Genomic DNA, 20268 nt, shown 5'->3' on the forward strand with positions numbered 1-20268 from the left:
AAATTAGTCACATAGTTATGACAAAGAAACTTTTTATAGGTCCTCCCATAAAATAATCAAATAAGTTAATATAAATATAAAGGTGGACCATCATGATGTTAAAAAAAAGCATATCAAAAAACATTTCAATATTATTTCTTCTAATTATCAGCTTACTATTACTACTATCTCAATCATTATTTGTAGTAGCAGAACATCAAGAAAAGCAAGGGTCTCTAAAAATACTTGCAGTAAGCACAACTGATTCAGGATTCAAAGGTGCAAGTGCAACACTTTCTCTAAAAATAACTCCTGGAAACGGAGAAGTATTTATTCAAACATTCCCCTTAACAAAAATTGATACTCAAATATCCACAAGATATGCAAAAGACACTGCCTGCAAATTAAGTAGTGTTGATTGCAGCAAATTAGATTTTTTTTATACAGTTAAATCAAACTCAGCAATAATTGGCGGACCAAGTGCTAGTGCAAGTTTTGCAATTTTAACAATAGCACTACTAGAAGACTTACCCCTAGATCCAACCGTTGCTCTTAGCGGAACTCTCAATTCAGGTCAAACAATAGGCCCAGTTGGAATGCTAAAACAAAAAATTGCAGCAGCCAATTCAGAAGGATTAACTACAGTTCTAATTCCTTTTGGCCAAGCAGACTTTGAAGAAAATATAATTCCTAAATCAAACCAATCAAATGAAAATATAACTACTAACAAAACAACAACACAAATTAATTTAATAGAATATGGAAAAGAACTAGGAATAACAGTTAAAGAAGTATCATACTTAAATGATGCATTAAAAGAATTTACAGGATACCAATTTGAAGAAATTGAAGGTGACGTAATAATTAATCCACAATATGCAAATGTGATGAAAGGTGTCGCAGTGGATTTATGTGGAAGAAGTAAAACATTAAAAACTAAATTTGAAAGTATCAAATATAATGTTGAAATGACTGAGCCAAATAAAACCGCACCCCAAATAATTATTAATTCAGAAGAAAAAGCAAATAGTCTTCTATCAAAAGGAGATTTTGCGTTTGAAAATAATAATTTTTACACCGCAGCGTCTTTTTGTTTTGGTTCAAATGTGCAATTTCAAAATTTAATTCACGAATTAATCAACAAAAACGATGAACAAAATAAAATTGAAATTGAAAAAATCAATGCTTCTTTAGATTTATTTGAAAAAAATCTTGATTCTACTAAAATAAAAACAATTGCAGATCTTCAAGCATACATGATTGTTAAAGAAAGAGTTTTAGAATCAAAAAATCTAGTTAAAGAATCATCAAACAATAAAGGATATACAGGATATCTTATTGAAAGATTTAATAGTGCGCAAAGTTGGAGTTCATTTTTAGGCCAACCTGGAAAAGAATTCAAATTAGATAACGACGCATTGAAAAAAAGTTGTTCTGATAAATTAAATGAAGTTGATGAACGTCTCCAATATCTTAATTTAATGTTCCCAAAACCAGCAGAAGAATTAAAAAATAATTTTAAAGATGCATTTAGTTATGTTGAAGATAATAAATATGCATTATGTTTGTTCAAAGCATCTAAAACCAATGCAGAAGTTAATATGTTTTGGAGTTTATTAGGAGTTCAAGAATCAGATTTTGAAATTGTGTTATCAAAAAAATTAGAAGCAGCAGAAAAATCAATAGTAAAACAAATCAATAATGGAATTTTCCCAATTCTAGCTTATTCCTATTATGAATATGCAGATTCATTAAAAGACTCAGATAATAAAGGTGCTGCATTTATTTATGCAGAATATGCACTAGAATTATCAGACATCGATAGCTATTTTGAAACAACTCAAGTATTTTCTGAAACCAAAAACACCCCTGCATTAAAACTTGTTAATCCAAATAACCGAGTAGTCATTGGTGGCGCAACAGGAATCACCGGAGACTCAATTAAAAATCCCCCATTACAAAGTATTACCACAACACAATTTACATCATGTTTTTTTGTATTACTTATTGGATTTTTTACAGGGTACCTTATTTGTTTACTAACTAAAAAAAGAGTTTTTAGTCCAGTTAATTCAGATTCTTGGAGAAAAACAACCCTCAAATTAAGAAAATAGCCCTGCAATTCAAAAAAGTCTTAAATTTTTTATTTTTATTAAATATAAATCTAGTTCTATTAGTTTTAGTATCAAATTTATTAGAAGTTAAAAAACCCTGGCAGAACCCTCCGAAGAAGGTTCCGCTGGGGAAAAAGAGGTGAATATGAAAATTCAGAATTTAAAACCCTGGCAGAACCCTCCGAAGAAGGTTCCGCTGGGGAAAAAGAGGTGAATATGAAAATTAAAAGTAGTATGCGCTCTTTTTTATTTCTACTACATAGTAGCTATAACTCATATTTAAATGTTTCGGTTTTTTACCCATTTCGAAGTAGTAACACACCCTTAAAAACATTTGACCCCACAACAAAACACATGTCCACAAAAGAAAAAAGCACCGAAAAATGCAGCATTTGTGAAAAAAAGCCATTTCAACAATTAGATGATAAAAATCTCTGCAAAAAATGCTTTGTTTCCATTTTAGAACGAAAAATAAAGAAAAGTACCCGTAACAGCAACAAACTCCAAAAAGAAACAAAAGTGTTACTATTTGATTCAATTTCAGAACACATAATTAAAGATGTCATTAAATTACCACTCAATATAACAATTAAAAAATTATCTTTCTTCAAAATTAAATCACTCAAAGAAATTAATAAAAATACACAACTAAAAGAATTCATAAAAAAAAATGAGATTCAAAAAGTAATTATTCCTTGGACTCAAGACGATGAAGTAGAATTATTTCTGTCAAATTGGTTTGAAGATAAAAAAAATGAACTCCCACAAAAATTTGTTAAATTATTTCTCCCAATTTCAGATGTTGCACTAAACACATATTGTAAACTCAAAGAAATTCAGTTCACACCAACAAAAAGAAAAGAACTTTCAAAAAGAATTGATTTATTTGAAAAAAAATATCCTGGAACCAAAAACAGCATTACTAAAAGTTCAATTATATTCTCAGACATCATCAACTAATATACTTTTTAAAACAAATTCTAGAACAACTCTAAAAATATAATGCATATAAATAAAAACCCAAAAGTATGTAAATTCTAAAATTATCTTATATTATTATAAGAGTTATAAGCATTCAAAAAATAGAGGCATAATGAAACTAAAAACAAAAATATTAATTTTATTATTCGTAATCATCGCTTTAGCCTATAAATTTCAACCAAGTCTACTAGACACGTGGCAATCAAATATTATAACAGGCAGCACAATAATAGAAGATAAAGTGTCAACTATAATAACTGAAACTACTCAAAATTCAAAAGATCCTCTCCAAATATATTTTTGTCCCAGACAAAACTGTGCAGATAAAGCATTAGAAACACTCAAAAAAGCAAACTCAAGTATTCATTGTGCTTTATTTGACTTAAATATTCCCGAAATAATTACTTTTTTAGATCAAGCGGACCAATATGTTGATGTTAAATTAGTCGTAGATGATCACAATTTTGAAGATGTTAAACATTTAAGTTTTGCCAAAAAAGATTCGTCATCACAATTATCCCATAATAAATTTTGCATAATAGACCAAGAGTGGATATTTACAGGCTCTTTTAATCCAACTATGAATGGCTATTTAAAAAATAATAATAATTTCATTGTTTTAAATTCTAAAAGTCTTGCTAAAAATTATGAAGCAGAATTTCAAGAATTATGGAATGGCCAATTCGGCAAAGGCCCAACAACAATTAATACGCAAGTTAAGTTTAATGATATTTTAATTGAAAATTATTTTTGCCCAGAAGACTGGTGTGCAAACCAAGTACTCAACCAAATTGAAAACGCAAATCAATCAGTATATTTTATGACATTCTCATTCACACACGACCTCATAGGCGATCTTTTATTAACAAAACATGCAGAAGGATTAGATATTAAAGGAGTGTTTGAAAAGCGCCAACAAAGCAAATATAGTGAATTTGAAAAACTTAACTCAACAATAAATAAAGGACTTTCATCAGATAAATTAAAAATCAAATTTGATAAAAATTCTGCAACAATGCACCACAAAGTATTCATTATTGATAATAAAACAGTTATCACGGGCTCTTTTAATCCAACCCAAAATGGAGATACAAATAATGATGAAAACATGTTAATAATACACGACACAGAAGTTGCACAGATGTTTTTAGATGAATTTGAACTTGTTTTTAAGTAAATAGTCAAATATTTAAAGTTTAATTTGTTTCTTTTTTTTATGATTAGAAAACCCTATGTTGCAGAACAATTTTATTCTGATGATTTTGCAGAATTAAATGATCAGGTAAAGAATTGTTTTATTAAAAAAAATGGTCCGGGAGAATTTTCATTAAATACTCGATCTAAAAATATCAAAGCAGTTATTGTCCCTCATGCGGGTTATGCATATTCTGGCCCTTGCGCTGCATGGGCATTTAAAGAACTAGGTGAAACAAAATTTCCAGATACAATAATTATTTTAGGAGTTAATCACAGCAATAACTTAACTTGTTGTTCTGATCTTGATTGGGAAACTCCTTTTGGAATGGTCAAACCAGATTCAGAGTTTATTCAAAAATTATCAGAAGAGAATATACCAATAGAAAATCAAGATCATGAATTCGAACACTCAATTGAGGTTCAACTTCCATTTCTCCAATTTATTTCTAAAGATTATCTTAAAAAATTAAGAATTGCGCCAATTCTTATTGGAGATTCAAATGTTTCAGAAATCGCAAGCAAAATATTTGCAGCAATAACTAGTCTTAATTCTAACCTTAAAGAAAACCGAAATTTTCTAATTATAGTTTCTTCTGATTTCACTCATTATGGAAGAAATTATAGATATATCCCATTTGAAACGGGAATAAAAGAAAGAGTTAAAGAATTCGATATGAATTATATTGAAGCAATTAAAAAAATGGATTCTAATTTATTTTTATCTGAAGTCAATAAAAAAATGGGAACTGTATGTGGTCAATTTGCGATTGCTACAATGATGGAATTATTACAAAAACTAAATCCCAATCAAAAAATTAATGTATCTTTACTCCAATATTATTCTAGCGGAGATATTATAGGGGATTTTAAGAATTCTGTAAGCTATGCAGCATTAAAATTTGAATAAAACCAAAATTTAAGAAAATAATTAATAATTCAGATTCAAAGAAGGTTTTAATTGTACCGTAGAAGAATTAGTTTGAAAATTAGACTGAGTAGATGCACTCGATAATAATTTATTCTTAAATTCACTTACTTCTTCAGAGGATACGGGTTCATGATGAATACTTGATGTTTCATTATGCTCATGTAATTCTCTAAATAAAGAATTTATTTTATTATCTTCTTTTGCAGTATTTATATTTACTAATTTAACAGCAGAACTAGATTGTGCTATTTCGGAATAATCATCATAACCAGAATCAACATTACCAACAGAACTTGTGGATTTTGTTGCATCATAAATATTTTGAGTTTGAATATAATCTCCAGATAACGGTTCAGAAGATAAAGAATTAACCATTTTTTCGGATTTAACAGGAGGTATTGGTTCAACAATATTTACTTTTTGTTTAAACCAACTATTTTTTAAAGTTTTTTGTGGATTTTTATCTTTTTTAGACATCCCAGGATTTGTTTCAAATGATTCCAATGTTGATTGATGTTTATCTGAACTAGTCCACTTAAATCGTCTTAAAAAATTTGTAAGTTTACTTTGATTACTAATCTCAGGTTCAATTACTACTGAATGTTCAGTTTCAGAACCCAATAAAGAACTAGAAGCATCACCTTCAGATTTTTGTTTTTCAGAAATGGGTAACCCTTCAACACCAGAATCTAAAGCAACTGTTGAAACATTAGAGTTGGAATTAGCAGAACTAGCTACTGACCCAGATACTGTAGAAAATTTAAATGAGGAATAAAGATTTTTTAATTTTTCAGTCATAGGTGAAAAACTTTTTTTAAATCCAGTTTTGCCCTGCCCATTTAAACTAACACCCATTGGCCTAACACTATTAGAAGGATTAGAATTTACAGCAGAAATATTATTTGGAGATTTAGTTACAGATACAGAAGAAACCTTACTTCGTCGAGAACTATTGCCACTCTTACCTGGACCTTTAGGCTTCTTTGGCCCTGATAATGCGAATAAATCAATAGCAACAACAAATACTATTAACATAAACCCAATTAAAAAATACCAAATATTTTTACCCGCAAAAATGCCCATAATATCTTTTTTAGGTTTTTCTTCTTTTTTCTCAGTTTCGTTTTTTTCTTTTGAATTTAAATCTTCTTTCTCATCTTTTACTGCATTGCCTGAGATCTCATCTGGTTTAAAATGATTAACTTGTTTTCCTTTCGTTGTAGGAGTTGCAGATTTAGATTCTCCAGATGCACTTAACGCAGGAGATCCATCTTTATTAGTAGTTGAACTTGAAGCTTGAGTGGTTGAACTTGAATTACTCGAATTAGATTCGGTTTGACTGCTTAAAGAATTAATTGTTGCATCGCCTAATTTGGTTTTAATTGTTGCCTGGCCACTTGCAAGAGCAGTTAAAATAAAAGTAATATCATTTTGCCCATCAGTTCCAACATCAAATCCAATTGGAGTATTCAAATATAATACTACAACTTTATTTTTAGATACTGATTTCAAATATGCTTTTGTTGCACTAACAGATATTACTGTAAACGAATATGTCCCATCAGACAATACTAAATTTAAAACTTTATCTTTTACAACAGTTACAGTGGCACCACCAGGAGTAGGAACAATGTTTATTGTATCACTAGTTGTATCTGCAGATCCTGTCCCCGCACCACCTGCCCCCGCAGAAGAATCATCGTCAGAATCATCTGAATCATCATCTTCACTAGCACCAAGAGTAAAAACAGAAAAATGAGTGACATTTGCCCAAGCATAATTTTCAGTTGTATTAACTCCACTATTTTCTTCTAATTGCCATTCCCCACTAGTTTCATTTGCATAATAAATTTTAATTGAACTTTCATTTATGTCATCATCAAGGTCTGAATTAGAATATTCAATTTCAAAATAAGCCCAATCGATATTTTCATCAACTGTTGAACTTGACTCAATTCGTACAAATTTATCAATATCAACTGCAGGAAATTCATTAGCAGAAGATGTTGCAACACTAGTGGGATTCACATCAAAAAAGGAAGTATTAATATCGCCTAAAATAGTATCTTTTAAACGAACAGTTAAAGTTAAATCATCTACTGCAGGTATGGTTCTAGGAATATCTTCAACAAATATGAGTCCAGGTTGAGTTTCAAATGATTCTGGAACATATAATTTACTTGATTTTCCTCCAGAATTTCCTTGAATATCTTCACAAGTTACATTCCAAGTTATGAGTCCATCAGAGTCAATTTCGACATCTTCAAAAGTAGTATTAGTATTATTTAATACACTAGCATTTGTTACTTCCTTCGTCGTTCCAACATATAAGCTACAATTAGCAGTAGCAGAAGAATCAGTAAATTTAAAAGTGATATCAGTAGTATCAGAAGATAACCTAGTTAAATTAGCAGGACTAATTAATGTTACAACTGGAGCTGTTCGATCTACATTAATAATATTATCAGAACTAATTCCTGAATTTATTCCATCACTGCAATTTATTGCCCAATTATAATTTCCAGTTGCTAGAGTATTATTTATTTGATTATATCCGGTAGTTGTTGCAATAACACTTTGTCCTGAATTAGAATCATTCACAAACAAACTACAATTTAAACTTGAAGCGTAATTATCACTTACTGAAAAATTAAATGTAATTGGTACTGCAGAACTATTAGAATTATTAATTGGACTAAACAAATTTACAACGGGAGCAGTGCCATCTAACAAAGTTAACACAACTAAGTTTGAACCTGTTTGTTGTCCTTTATTATCTTGTGCATAAAATATTACTTCGCGAGCACCAATAAATTCTGAGTCAGGGTTAAGAGTTGCAATTCCAGTATCATCATTTATTGCAATAGTTATATTAGATACTGCAGAACTACTATAACTCACAATTCCGCCATCAACATCAGTAAAGTATAATGATAAATTAAGTGTTAAGTTTTCATTTTGAGACCAACTTTGATTAGGTATGAGTGTTGCTACAGGAGGAGTATTATTATCAGTTACATTAATTGTTACAACATTACTTTGAGTTATTATTTCTCCGTCAGTTACATTAAATTGTATTGTATTTATTCCTGAAAAATTTGCTTGCGGAGTAAATGAAACTAATTTATTTGTTTGATTAATAACTACAGTAACATTCGCAGGAGTGGATGAACTAATAACCATTGAGTCTTCATCTAAATCACTTACTGCACCACTTAAATTTAATTCATATATTGAATCATCTGAAAAAATAATATCACTTAATGTTGCTATTTGCGGAGCAGCATTTTCAATTGTAATTGTTGCATTTTGCCATTCACTCCAAAAATCTCCATCAAATAATTTTAAACTTAATGTCCAAACATCCGCTTTGGTGGTATTTCCAAATAAAATAGATGAACTGTTTTCTAAACTAACTTGTTCAGAATTATTTAAATACCATTTTGCATAAGAATCAGTTATCGAATCAGTTTCATTATCTAAATATTCATAATCAAATATTAAAGATCCATTTGTTCTATTAAGCAAATCTGAAGAATCAATATTTAATTCGAGAAATATCGGTTTAGTATTAACTTTAATTGTTGAAATATTTGATGCAAGCCATGCTCCAGTTAAATCTTGTGCATGATATCTCCACCCAATAGTTCCATCTTCCAAGCTAATTGTTTTTGTTGAGAATAAAGTAGTTTCACTCCCACTAATTATTTGTTCACTATCATTAACCCACTCACCTGATTCATTCCAAGAAAAAACATATTTTTGCAAGTTTAAATCATGAACTGTAATTGTAAAATTAACTTCTTCACCAATAACTGGAGAATCATCTGTTGTTTGTGGATCAATAAATAACGGAGGGACATTATCTAACGAAAGTAATGCAGTTAAAACATTTATTCTTGATTTATTAAGTCCATTTCGGGAATCAACAATTCCAGCCCCAGTAGAATTAAAAGTATCTTTAATAACCGTAGGCGTCATGTTTATTGTTCCTTGTAATCTGCCAAATTGTTTCATAAGAGCTGCAGCTCCTGCAACGTGAGGTGTTGCCATACTAGTACCACTTAAAGTTGAAAATCCCCCATTTAAGTATGTTGACCTTATTGAAGTTCCAGGCGCAAGTAAATCTAAAATATTTGCGCTGTTAGATCCACCACCACCAGTATGTACTTCATCATCTTTGTTAGTATTTCCAATTGAAATTACATCAGATAAACATGCAGGATAAGAAATTCCATCATCATAATTATCATTTCCAGATGCTGCAAAAACAGTTATCCCTGCAGCTTTTGCTAAACTTACTACTTGAACTGTAGATGCAAATGCAAGTTCAGAGTCACAAGAATTAGCATATTTTAAACCACCCAGACTCATAGTAATTACTGAAATATTATATTCTGCAGCATTATTAACACACCATTCAATTGCAGAGTCTAAATCTCCAACAGTCCCACCATTCCCACTTGAAGGAAGAACTTTTAATGCAACTAAATTTGCATCTGGCGCAACACCCATATATGTTTCATCTTCTGAGGCTACAATTCCTGCACAATGAGTTCCATGGCCATTATCATCCATAGGATTTTCATCTTTATTTCTAAAATCATACCCTGCTAAAACTTTACAACCACTCCAATTATAATCAATTGCAACCGTTCCATCACGAACTAAATTAATCACAAATCCATCAGCATTTACTGCTTCATCAGATGTTAATTCTACAAACAGAGTATCTCCCTCAACATGAGGAGTCCAAACATCTTCATGCTCCCCAGTATATGATTTTACAAGAGTTCCCTCTCCATCATATATTTTTACATAATCATATCCCGGCTCCAAATCAAGATAAGTAAAATGTACAGAAATATTAGTAAAACCAGATTTATTAATTTGCCACATTAAATTTGATTGATGAGAATAAGGATGATCTGATTCGAGTGAATGAACTTCTTGACTTCCAGTTAAAGTAACAGTTTCGATATCACACCCACCTAACGCGTCATGAGTATAATCTATTCCAGTATCAATAACACAAACTGTTTCACCACTTCCTTTTATTTGAGTTTGTTCAAGTGCTAAATCCCAAACTGGAGTTGCATTAATCAAATCAACACTATCTGTTAATTGAGTTGATAAAAACGCTTTATTGTATATTACTTTTTCAACTAAATTATGATTTTTTAATTTTTCAAGTCCTGCTTTAGTTACTTTTCCAGAAAATGAATTTACCAGTTCATTTTTTTGATCTACAACAACATTGGATTTTTTTGAATCATCTTCTTGGCTTAACTCAACTGGTGCGTTTAATTCAATCTTCTCAGTTAATGTTCCTTTAGTAAGTTTTAATGCAAAATTATCATCTTGATTAGTTTTTTCTTTAAATTCAATAATCTTTTCTTCGCCATCATACTTTTCAGGGATAACTTCAACAGATTCATCTTTAGCATCGAGATCCTTAAGAACTTCTTTTTGTATTGCTTTTACTTCTTGACTTCTTTTATCTAATTCTAAATCCAGATCTTTTCGCATCAATTGTAATTCTTGATCGATTTGATCTTGAGATTTATCTGAAAAATCATTAATTCCTTTATCAGATATTTTTTGAACAATCTCCTCAATAGATTCCGTCCCTGCTAAACCCTCATCAGTTAAAACTACAATGACTTCAACTTCATCTTTAAGATCTAATTGGGTTATGACTTCCGAATCAACATCAACAGAATAAACAACAGAAGACAATAAAATAGAAAATAAAACTAAGACTAGTAGTAACGTACCTAATCGTTCTCCTCTTTTCACCATATTTAACCCACTTATAGAGTTTAAAAACAATTTAATATAAAAATATTTCGTAATATTTATATAAAAAGTATGTTTTTAAATGATTTATAAACTTTTCTTAAAAATAAAACTAAAAAAATAAAATAAAAATAAAAACAAAATAGACAAATAATTAACAAAAAAATAAACAAATAAAAAACACATATCAAAAATAATAACAATAAATTTAACCAAATATAATTAAAAAATAACTTAAATAAAAAATAACTTAAATTAATAGAGTGGTGATCCGATGTTAGATAAAAAAGATTTGTCAAAAATTAAAGCTCAAATTGAAAAATTTGAAAAGAACAGAGATATCGCAATTTCTCAAGGAAGAGATATTGTTAAAATGTCAAAAAAAGTAATTTATTCAGTTCATAGAAATAATCTTTCAATTGCAAAAAAAGATATCGCAGTCATGACTAAAAAATTGAAAAATTTAAACAATGCAATAAAACTTCCCCAACTAAAGTATGCGGGATCATATAAAGTTGCAATTCAAGAATATGTTGAAGCAGTTTGTTTTTATGAATATGTAAAAAACAAAAGAATTCCCACAAATTCTGAATTAAAATTTGAACCAGATCATTATTTATTAGGTTTAATTGACTTAACAGGCGAGCTTGTTAGACGAGCTTTTAATTGCGCAATAAAAGAAGATTATGCAGAGTCTGTTGAAATTAAAGATTTTGTTTCTGAATTATATGATGAACTTATGCAGTTTGACTTTTCAGGTGGAGAACTTAGAAAAAAGTTTGATTCTGTTAAATATGATCTTAAAAAACTTGAAGATTTAGTTTTGAATTTAAAAATGACAGATAAAATCTAAAACACATTAAATTTAAAATAAAAACAAGAAAATAAACAATAATTAAAAAATTTAACAAATTACTAAATTCAGTAATAAAAAAACAATAATAATTCAAAAGAGGATAGTAAATGAATTTTGATTGGGGTAGATTCCTACAAGATATTGCCAACCTAGAATTAATTGGTTCTTTAATGCACGTACTAGTTTTAGCAATAATTGCATTAATTATTTTTGAAGTAATCAAACGTAAATATCACAAACATGCAATAAAACCCGAAGAAGAAAAAATAAATTCAGATTTTCAAACACTCACTCACACATTTCTAAACAAAATATATGATTCATTTGATAAAAAAGGAATAAAACTTCCAAGATCTTACCCATCACATGATCAAGTCGTAATAACTGATAGACCAATTTATTTGTTTAGCGTATATTACATCAAACCTAATTCTCGAAATAAAATTCTAACAGGGGATGTTGGAGAAATTTTAGTTAATCGCGGCGCAATTTGGAAACATGAAGATCGAATAAAAACTGCCGCAATGAGTGCTGCATGGTGGTTTAATCTTTATTTTTGTTCTCGCCAAGGAAATGAAGATGTAATTAAAATATTTCATTACAAAGGAAATATATTAAAAACAGGTAAAATGAGACGAATTTTTACTGATACTCTTAAAATTGCAGGTTTGAGTAAATTTCTTGAGTTGCAATCAAAAGAAACTGTTGATTTAGTTCATGTCTTCCATAAAAAAGAAAGAATTGAAGAAAAACATAGAACGCTAATGCATATCGAAACTGAGGAAATTGAACAAATTGAACGTGAATTACTAAGAGAAGAAAGATTAAATGGAACTCCTCAAAAAATACATAAACTATCTCTTGCAAGACAACACCATATAGAACACTTAATTAAAAAAGGAACTGAATTAATTAAATTATTAGAAACCGATGAAGAATTAATTTTAAAAGTTGGGAAACAATCAGCACATAGAGAAAGTGAATTATTACAAACAAATATTAATCAATTACGCGAATTGTTTAAGTCATTAAACCAACATAATGACCAACACACAAATAATACTGACTCAAATAATATACTTAAAGAAAAATTAGATAGTACAAAAGAATTATTAACAACTATTGCACATCAAATTCATAGAATCAATATACTTATTGAATTCAAATAAATAAAACCAATAACAATTCAAAAAAAAAACATAAAAAAAAGCTCCAGGACCAAACCAAAATGAAAAATAAAATTAAAAAATTCACAAATAACTCCAAAAAAGAAAGCATAACTATTCTAAGTAAACTAATTGCTGCAAAAACAGACAATCCTCCTGGTAATGAAATTTTAGCAGTCAATATAATTAAAGAATTTTTTCAAAAAAACAAAATAAAATACCAAATAATTTGCAATCCTAAAACTAAAAATAGACCAAATATTATTGGATACCTCGGTCCAGATCCAAAACAAGGTAACAAATCAAATATTCCAAAAAAAAGTAAAGAAAAAATTAAAAAAATTCTTCTTGTTCTTCATACAGATGTTGTTCCTGCAGGAGATAATTGGAATACTCCCCCATTTAAAGCTACAATTAAAAATGGAAAAATTTATGGAAGGGGAACATCTGACAATAAAGGGCCTCTCGGAGCAGCTCTTATGACTTTAAAATTTTTAAAGCAATATGAGTCAAAACTTAAACATCAAATTTTACTTGCATGCGTGTCTGATGAAGAAACTGGTGGCACAAGTAATGCAGGTATTGAATATTTATTAGAAAAAAAATTAATTACTGCAGATTTCACAATTGTTCCAGATATTGCAGGAAATATGAAAATTTTAGATATTGCAGAAAAAGGAATTATCAATCTTAAAATTACTGCACTTGGTAAATCAGCTCATGGATCAACGCCGGATGAAGGAATCAATGCAATCATATTATTAACTGAACTAATCCAAAAACTAAAAAATTATACTCTTAAACACAAATCTCACAAATATTTGTCAAAACCAACAATTAATTTTGGTACAATTTTAGGGGGAGACGCAGCAAATATGGTGGCAGCTCATTGCGAAACTATTCTAAATATCAGATATATTCCTTCTCAAACAAAAAATAAAATAATTGCTGAAATTAAAAAAATATCTTTACCGCTTGAACAAAAAGGAAAAAATGGAAAATTTAAATTTGAAGTTCTTGCCGACGCAAAACCTCATGAAATTAATCCAAAAAGTAAAGAAGTTCAAATCATGCTTAATCTGTTAAATAAAGAATTAAACATAAAAGCTAGTCTTAATGGAATTAGTGGTGCAACATTTGCTAAATGGCTAAATATCTCAGGAATTCCTGCAATTGGTTGGGGATTTGGAAATAACAATCAAGCGCATATTGCAAATGAACATATTAAAGAAAAAGAGTATCATAAATTTATTGAAGCATTAACTCTTATTTGTTGGAAATTAAGTTCAGAGTAAAAAGTTAAGAAGGTCCAAAATTAAATAATTCACACATTTAAGCAAATTATTTAATCAGAATACGCATTGGCCGCAGTTTTTAAAAAAGATGCAAACACATTAGCACTACCATCTTCAACGGCTTTATCCGCATTTTTTTCTAACGCAGTTGTCTCATTAAGTCTTCGAGATTCTCGTCGTTGTTCAATCAATCTACCTAACCAGTTTTTACTTTGTTTAAAACAAATTTCTCCAAGGGTTCTTTGAAATTTATAAATAAAAAATCCAGCACCAAGCATAAATTTTATTGCAACAAATGCTTTTTCAACTCTCCCCGCTTGCTCAGTATTTTTTTTCCATTCATCACCTACATGTTGATTAAAACCCACAAAAATATTTCGTATATGGAGTGTAGCACGATTAAATCCTTTATTATATTTTTTAAGACTTTCATCTGAAAAGGGAATATTTCTAACAAATTCTTCAAACAACTTTACTTCTTCAGCCAATACCACATCTAATTGATCTAATTCTTTTAATTCATGAACCAAATCAGTTTCATGTTTAGTTAATAAAAATTCTAATAATCTCACTTGTTCATCCAAAAGTACACTTAATCGTTCCAAATAATCTATCAATAATTCAAAATGTTCAATTATAGGAGTTAACGAAAATTTATGAAACGCTCGCATAAGCTGATTAATTTCAGGAAGATCTGCAGATCTAACTTCGTGTCCTTGCTCTTTTAAAAAATTTAAAAAACCAAAATTAGATTGAATTCCAGAGAGTCTATTTTTCATACTATTCAAAAAAAAACGATACTGAAACTGTGAATGTTTTGTTTTTTTAAGATTTCTCGAGAGTAAATCACCCAACAACTCAGGAGTTGAATGTTTATTTTGAAAATATACTGAAAACTTTACTCGTTGTAATTGAGATCCCATAGATTTAACTAAAAATTTAAGTAATTTAATTACTGCAGCACAATTTCGCTTCATCTTTTGTTCAATCCATTGATCAGTAAAAGTAACAATATTTCCCATAAACACTAAACTGAATTATTAAGTATTTATTTCTTTCTAAATATCTCACACTAAAAAAAACTAAATAAAAAAACGGTTTAGCAAATAACTTAATTAAATTGTAAATTAAAAAAAGAACTTTTAAAAACATTAACCTTTATATACTCTAATAATACAACAAGGTATTAATTAATCATTATTTTAAAAATAATAGTTTTAACAAAACATCAAAAAGAGGTAATATGGAAGATTTAGTTTTTTTATTATTTTGGACTTTTGCAGGTTTAACTACCATTTTCTTTCTAGATTATTTATTAGAAGTTAGTTTAATCTTATTTAGCATGCGCAAAGTTGATATTAATAGAAGAGACATTCTAGAAGAAACTGCAAAAATTGCACTAAAAAAACAAAAAACTAAAGTTGCTAAAGATAAATTTAGACAAATTAAAAAAATTAACAAGCACATAAAAAATCCTGCTAAAAATATGTTCCTAATAGAAATCCATAGTGCTTTAAAGATTATTTATAACGAATTTAATAAAAAACATAATTTACAGGTTAAACTAGAAGAATTATATCCCAGGCTTTCTGAAATTACTGTTAAAAGAAATAGTTTAGTTTATTTATGGAATTTATCTCCAAATGACCAAGAAAAAATAATAAAAGGTAGAGTCGGCAAGATAATGATCACAAATGACTCTATTCGTACAAGTAAAATAAGAACTAGAACTGCCTTATTTATTGCATCTAATTGGTTTGCACATTATTTATTCACGTCTAAAAATCAACATTTCACAATTAAAAAATATAATGTTATTCAAGAACATAATCTTTGCAGAATTATTTTAGCTTACTGTGGTTTAATTGAACTAGCACACATCAAAACACCTAATTTTTCTTTAGTTCCAAAACATAAATCAATTAAAATTCCCCACAGTTGGGTTTTAGCATTTTCAGATTTTGAAATATCAAGAATTAATCACAAATTAGGTCACAACAAAAAGCATTCTAAAAACTTTGAACAATCAATTAGAATTGAACATGAAATTAATAATATGTTGTACCTTAGAGAAGTATTAAAAAAAGAAATTCACATTGTTGAAACAGAAGAGAAAAGAGAGAAACATTCAACTACTCACGCGCACATTCATCTGCGAGACGACCTTAAAAAATTAGAAAAAGAATTAAGACAAATAAAACATGACGAACACATCCACTTAAATCACGAGAAATTTGACAATCGTTTAGAAAAAATAATTAAATTGCGTATCGAAATTTCAAAAAAACTAGCATACTTCGAGGATATTTTAATCAGAGGAAGTTTTGCAAAAACCATTTAAAAATTCTTTTTTATATTGTTCAAATCTATTTTCTTTAATTGCAAGTCTTATTTTTTCCATGAATTTTGACATAAAATAAACATTATGATAACTTAAATATCTATGATGTGTCCACTCATCACTCCGAGATAAATGATATAAAAATGCCCTACTAAAATTTTTACACACATAACAATCACAATCAGGATCAAGTGGTCCAAAATCTTCTCGATACAATCCCTTATTTAATCTAATCATTCCATTCTGAGTAAATATATTACAATGTCTTGCATTTTGTGTTGGGTATATACTATCAAAACAATCAACTCCAGAACTTACTGCTTCAATTATATCTTGAGGCGTTCCAAGTCCCATTACATACCTAGGTTTTTTTTCGCTTAAAAAAGGAATTTGCCATTTTATTGCTTGATGCATTTCTTTTCTTGTTTCACCAAGTGCAAGACCACCTATGGCATTTCCATCAAAGTCTAATTCATTTATTGCTTTCCCACTTTTTTCTCTTAAATCTTTAAATAAACCACCTTGTGCAATACCGAACAATAATTGTTTTTGTCCATATATGCTTTTTCCATCATGTACTTTCTTACATCTTTTCGCCCAGTCAATGGTTCGAGTTACAGATTCTACAATTTTTTCCTTACAACTTCTAACTTCAGGCATATGATCAAGACACATAGCAACATCTGATCCTAACTCTCGTTCTATATGCATTATATCTTCAGGTCTTAAAAAATGAGTTCTGTTAGAAAATGGATCTTTAAACGTAACTCCTTTGTCAGTTATTCCTCCAACCAAAGAACTATTTACCATTTGAAATCCCCCTGAATCAGTAAACATAGTTTTGTCATAACTCATAAACTTATGAATTCCTTTGGCTTTTTTTATGAGGTCTCGCCCCGGTTTTAAGAATAAAACATAAGTATTAGAAATACAGGCATTATGCCCCATCGATTTAAGTTCAAAAGGAGAAATATGTTTTACAGTAAGTTTTGTAGCAACAGGCATAAAAAAGGGCGTTTGAACAGTCCCATGCGCAGTATTAAGTTCTCCAAGTCTTGCTTTTCCTTCTTGATTTAGTAGTTTAAAATTCATTTTCTATTTCAACATTTATTTTTCAATTCATTATTTATTCAACCAAGATCATTTATTATTCAATAATCTTTAGCAATTAAACAAATACGCTCAACAATTAAACAAATATCATTATTTATTTAATATTAAAAAAATAACTCCCTTTCCTTAAAAAGTTAATTGTTCTATTTGATTAAGGTAAAATTTATAAAGATTCGGGTTTAAATGGGAAAGGATGAGATTGTCTAAGAAGGGCGAAAAAGACCATAAAAACCAAAAAACCAAATTTGAAAAACCTAAATTAAACAAAGGAAGAATTATTAGAATTGGGGTGTTTGGTGGAATATTTGGATTGTTATTAGTATCTACTTTTGTTTTTTTTAGATCAAGTATAGGAATTCCAAACTTTGTTGCATTTATTTTAGGAGGAATTTTTTCAGGTGCGCTAACATACAAAAAAGGAATTTTGATTCAATCTCTTTATGCAGGACTAATATCCGCATTAACTCACTCTGTTTGGAGTTTAATTAATTTATCAGTTATTTATCCACTAATGATGGATGTTAGTTTAAGTGGATCACATATTTTTCTTACATTAACAGTTATTATTTTAAGTACTTTAATTACATATTCCCTTGGGAGCATAATAGGATATGGACTGGTTCATTTAATAAAAAATAAAATAATGAATTAATTTTACAACAAGTAATTAAATTACAATTTTTACAATTCAAGGATTAAAAACGAATTAAAAGGTGATTTTATGAAAAGAACACACACATGTGGTGAATTGAGATCTGAAGAGATCGAAAAAACTGTTTGTTTACAAGGATGGGTTGACTCCCGAAGAGATCATGGTGGAATTATTTTTATTGATATGCGTGATCGTTATGGACTTACTCAAGTTGTTTTTAATCCTGATAATTCAAATATGTTTGAACTTGCAGAAAGTCTACGACGTGAATGGGTTATTGAAATTAAAGGAAAAGTTATTCCGCGTAAAGAAGGCATGATTAATCCTAATTTAATTACGGGAGAAGTTGAAGTTGAAGTTACTGACTTAATTATTCTAAATAAATCAGAAGTGCCACCTATTGAAATTGATGATAGAAAAGCAGCATCTGAAGAAATGCGTATGAAGTATAGGTATTTAGATTTAAGAAGACCAATTATGCAACACAGAATAAAAGTAAGACATGACGCAGCACTGGCAACAAGAGAATATCTTAATAGTAAAGGTTTTTTAGAAATTTTAACTCCTCTATTAGTCAGGTCAACTCCGGAAGGTGCAAGAGATTATGTTGTTCCTAGCAGAGTAAATCCAGGAAAATTTTATGCCTTGCCTCAGTCACCTCAGTTGTATAAACAATTGTTAATGGTTGCAGGATTTGATAGATATTTTCAACTACCTGTTTGTTTAAGAGATGAAGATTTGCGTGCAGATCGTCAACCAGAGTTTACTCAAATAGATATTGAAATGAGTTTTCCAGAACTTGAAGATATTTACCAAATTGGAGAAGAATTACTTCAAAAGATCATGAAAAAAGCTATTGACTATAAGTTAGAACTACCAATTCCAAGAATTAGTTATGATGAATCTATGGCTAAGTATGGTTGTGATAAACCAGATATTAGATTTGATTTATTCCTTAACGACATTACTGAAATTGCTAAAGAGTCTGATTTTGGAATTCTAAAGTCAATCATTGATCAAGGAGGAGTTGTTAAATGCGTCAATCCAAACAAAGATTTTAGTCGAAAAGAAATTGATGCATATACTGATTTTATTCAAAAACTCGGCGGAAAAGGTTTAGTTTGGTTAAAAGTTAAAGATGGTAAACTTGAAGGAAGCAGCGCTAAGTTTTTTAGTGAAGACTTACAAAAAAAATTAATTGAAAAAATCGATGCAAAAAACGATTCAACAATTTTTATGGTGGGTGGAAAATTCAAAAATGCGAATTTTTTATTATGGAAACTTAGACTAAAATTAGGTGAAGATCTTAATTTATTTGATCCTGCTGAATTTAAATTTTGTTGGGTTACTGAATTTCCATTATTTGAATGGGACGCGGATAACGAACGGTGGTCACCATGTCATCATATGTTTACCATGCCGTATGAAGAAGATTTGCCATTGTTAGACACAGATCCAGGTAAAGTTCGCGCATCACTATATGATTTAGTTTTGAATGGTGTTGAGCTTGCATCCGGTTCTCTTAGAATATATAGATCAGATATTCAAGAAAAAGTTATGGATGTAATGGGTATTGGAAAAGAAGAACTTGAAAACAAATTTGGTTTTTTACTTGAAGCTTTCAAATATGGCGCACCACCTCATGGCGGTTTTGCTATTGGATTTGATAGACTTGTAGCGTTAATGTGTGGAGAACAAGATATTAGAGAAGTTATTGCATTCCCAAAAAATAAGAATGCTCAATGTCTAATGGATAACTCTCCAAATATTGTTGTATCAGAACAACTTAAAGAGATCCACATTAAGCTTGACTTAGTTGAAAAGAAAAAAGAAGAAACCAAATAAAC

Annotated in this window: 13 protein-coding genes; 10 read left to right on the forward strand and 3 right to left on the reverse strand. The window is 29.3% G+C overall.

Annotation, left to right across the window (positions count from 1 at the left end; translation table 11 throughout):
• The first annotated feature begins 92 nt into the window (after nucleotides 1–92).
• The 4 genes from HN587_01165 (at nucleotide 93) to amrB (ending at nucleotide 5178) form a co-directional block, all read left to right on the forward strand.
• Complete coding sequence (locus tag HN587_01165) at nucleotides 93–2093, forward strand: hypothetical protein (protein ID MBT7902442.1); 2001 nt, start codon at nucleotides 93–95, stop codon at nucleotides 2091–2093.
• A 354-nt stretch (nucleotides 2094–2447) separates the two neighbouring features.
• A complete protein-coding gene (locus HN587_01170) occupies nucleotides 2448–3053 on the forward strand; it encodes a hypothetical protein (protein MBT7902443.1) in 606 nt (201 codons plus the stop codon).
• Between the two features lie 133 nt (nucleotides 3054–3186).
• Nucleotides 3187–4251 carry a hypothetical protein gene (locus tag HN587_01175; GenBank protein MBT7902444.1) on the forward strand — a complete coding sequence of 355 codons (1065 nt, stop codon included), beginning with the start codon at nucleotides 3187–3189 and terminating at the stop codon, nucleotides 4249–4251.
• Between the two features lie 39 nt (nucleotides 4252–4290).
• The gene (gene amrB, locus HN587_01180; protein MBT7902445.1) at nucleotides 4291–5178 is read left to right on the forward strand and encodes an AmmeMemoRadiSam system protein B; all 888 of its coding nucleotides are present in this window, start codon (nucleotides 4291–4293) and stop codon (nucleotides 5176–5178) included.
• 21 nt (nucleotides 5179–5199) lie between these two features.
• Here the strand turns inward: amrB and HN587_01185 are convergent, their stop codons facing one another.
• A complete protein-coding gene (locus HN587_01185; protein MBT7902446.1) occupies nucleotides 5200–11001 on the reverse strand; it encodes a S8 family serine peptidase in 5802 nt (1933 codons plus the stop codon).
• A gap of 271 nt (nucleotides 11002–11272) precedes the next feature.
• Here HN587_01185 and HN587_01190 point away from each other — a divergent pair, with 271 nt between their 5' ends.
• The 3 genes from HN587_01190 (at nucleotide 11273) to HN587_01200 (ending at nucleotide 14315) form a co-directional block, all read left to right on the forward strand.
• On the forward strand, nucleotides 11273–11851 hold the full coding sequence (locus HN587_01190; protein MBT7902447.1) for a hypothetical protein: 579 nt from the start codon (nucleotides 11273–11275) through the stop codon (nucleotides 11849–11851).
• Nucleotides 11852–11961: 110 nt separating this feature from the next.
• Nucleotides 11962–13023: a hypothetical protein gene (locus tag HN587_01195; GenBank protein ID MBT7902448.1), complete on the forward strand. Its 1062-nt coding sequence runs from the start codon at nucleotides 11962–11964 to the stop codon at nucleotides 13021–13023.
• Between the two features lie 59 nt (nucleotides 13024–13082).
• A complete protein-coding gene (locus HN587_01200; protein ID MBT7902449.1) occupies nucleotides 13083–14315 on the forward strand; it encodes an ArgE/DapE family deacylase in 1233 nt (410 codons plus the stop codon).
• A 50-nt stretch (nucleotides 14316–14365) separates the two neighbouring features.
• Here HN587_01200 and HN587_01205 read toward each other — a convergent pair whose 3' ends face one another.
• Nucleotides 14366–15337: a hypothetical protein gene (locus tag HN587_01205; protein MBT7902450.1), complete on the reverse strand. Its 972-nt coding sequence runs from the start codon at nucleotides 15335–15337 to the stop codon at nucleotides 14366–14368.
• Nucleotides 15338–15558: 221 nt separating this feature from the next.
• Here HN587_01205 and HN587_01210 point away from each other — a divergent pair, with 221 nt between their 5' ends.
• Complete coding sequence (locus HN587_01210; protein ID MBT7902451.1) at nucleotides 15559–16656, forward strand: hypothetical protein; 1098 nt, start codon at nucleotides 15559–15561, stop codon at nucleotides 16654–16656.
• On the opposite strand, the gene tgt is transcribed toward HN587_01210, so the two are convergent.
• Complete coding sequence (gene tgt / locus HN587_01215) at nucleotides 16624–17748, reverse strand: tRNA guanosine(34) transglycosylase Tgt (GenBank protein MBT7902452.1); 1125 nt, start codon at nucleotides 17746–17748, stop codon at nucleotides 16624–16626. The two genes, HN587_01210 and tgt, sit on opposite strands and share 33 nt — an antisense overlap.
• Before the next feature lie 214 nt (nucleotides 17749–17962).
• On the opposite strand from tgt, the gene HN587_01220 reads away from it, so the two are divergent.
• Together HN587_01220 and aspS are read left to right on the forward strand one after the other, a co-directional pair.
• The gene (locus HN587_01220; protein ID MBT7902453.1) at nucleotides 17963–18421 is read left to right on the forward strand and encodes a hypothetical protein; all 459 of its coding nucleotides are present in this window, start codon (nucleotides 17963–17965) and stop codon (nucleotides 18419–18421) included.
• A 69-nt stretch (nucleotides 18422–18490) separates the two neighbouring features.
• Nucleotides 18491–20266 carry an aspartate--tRNA ligase gene (gene aspS / locus HN587_01225; protein ID MBT7902454.1) on the forward strand — a complete coding sequence of 592 codons (1776 nt, stop codon included), beginning with the start codon at nucleotides 18491–18493 and terminating at the stop codon, nucleotides 20264–20266.
• The last annotated feature ends 2 nt before the right edge of the window (nucleotides 20267–20268 follow it).

Source organism: Candidatus Woesearchaeota archaeon (assembly GCA_018675335.1).
Classification (GTDB): domain Archaea; phylum Nanobdellota; class Nanobdellia; order Woesearchaeales; family UBA11576; genus JABJCP01.

Bases quoted from the DNA above. Each gene is read 5' to 3' on its own strand.
- HN587_01165 (MBT7902442.1), top strand. From the start codon at position 93: ATGATGTTAAAAAAAAGCATATCAAAAAACATTTCAATATTATTTCTT.
- HN587_01170 (MBT7902443.1), top strand. From the start codon at position 2,448: ATGTCCACAAAAGAAAAAAGCACCGAAAAATGCAGCATTTGTGAAAAA.
- HN587_01175 (MBT7902444.1), top strand. From the start codon at position 3,187: ATGAAACTAAAAACAAAAATATTAATTTTATTATTCGTAATCATCGCT.
- amrB (MBT7902445.1), top strand. From the start codon at position 4,291: ATGATTAGAAAACCCTATGTTGCAGAACAATTTTATTCTGATGATTTT.
- HN587_01185 (MBT7902446.1), bottom strand. From the start codon at position 11,001: ATGGTGAAAAGAGGAGAACGATTAGGTACGTTACTACTAGTCTTAGTT.
- HN587_01190 (MBT7902447.1), top strand. From the start codon at position 11,273: ATGTTAGATAAAAAAGATTTGTCAAAAATTAAAGCTCAAATTGAAAAA.
- HN587_01195 (MBT7902448.1), top strand. From the start codon at position 11,962: ATGAATTTTGATTGGGGTAGATTCCTACAAGATATTGCCAACCTAGAA.
- HN587_01200 (MBT7902449.1), top strand. From the start codon at position 13,083: ATGAAAAATAAAATTAAAAAATTCACAAATAACTCCAAAAAAGAAAGC.
- HN587_01205 (MBT7902450.1), bottom strand. From the start codon at position 15,337: ATGGGAAATATTGTTACTTTTACTGATCAATGGATTGAACAAAAGATG.
- HN587_01210 (MBT7902451.1), top strand. From the start codon at position 15,559: ATGGAAGATTTAGTTTTTTTATTATTTTGGACTTTTGCAGGTTTAACT.
- tgt (MBT7902452.1), bottom strand. From the start codon at position 17,748: ATGAATTTTAAACTACTAAATCAAGAAGGAAAAGCAAGACTTGGAGAA.
- HN587_01220 (MBT7902453.1), top strand. From the start codon at position 17,963: ATGAGATTGTCTAAGAAGGGCGAAAAAGACCATAAAAACCAAAAAACC.
- aspS (MBT7902454.1), top strand. From the start codon at position 18,491: ATGAAAAGAACACACACATGTGGTGAATTGAGATCTGAAGAGATCGAA.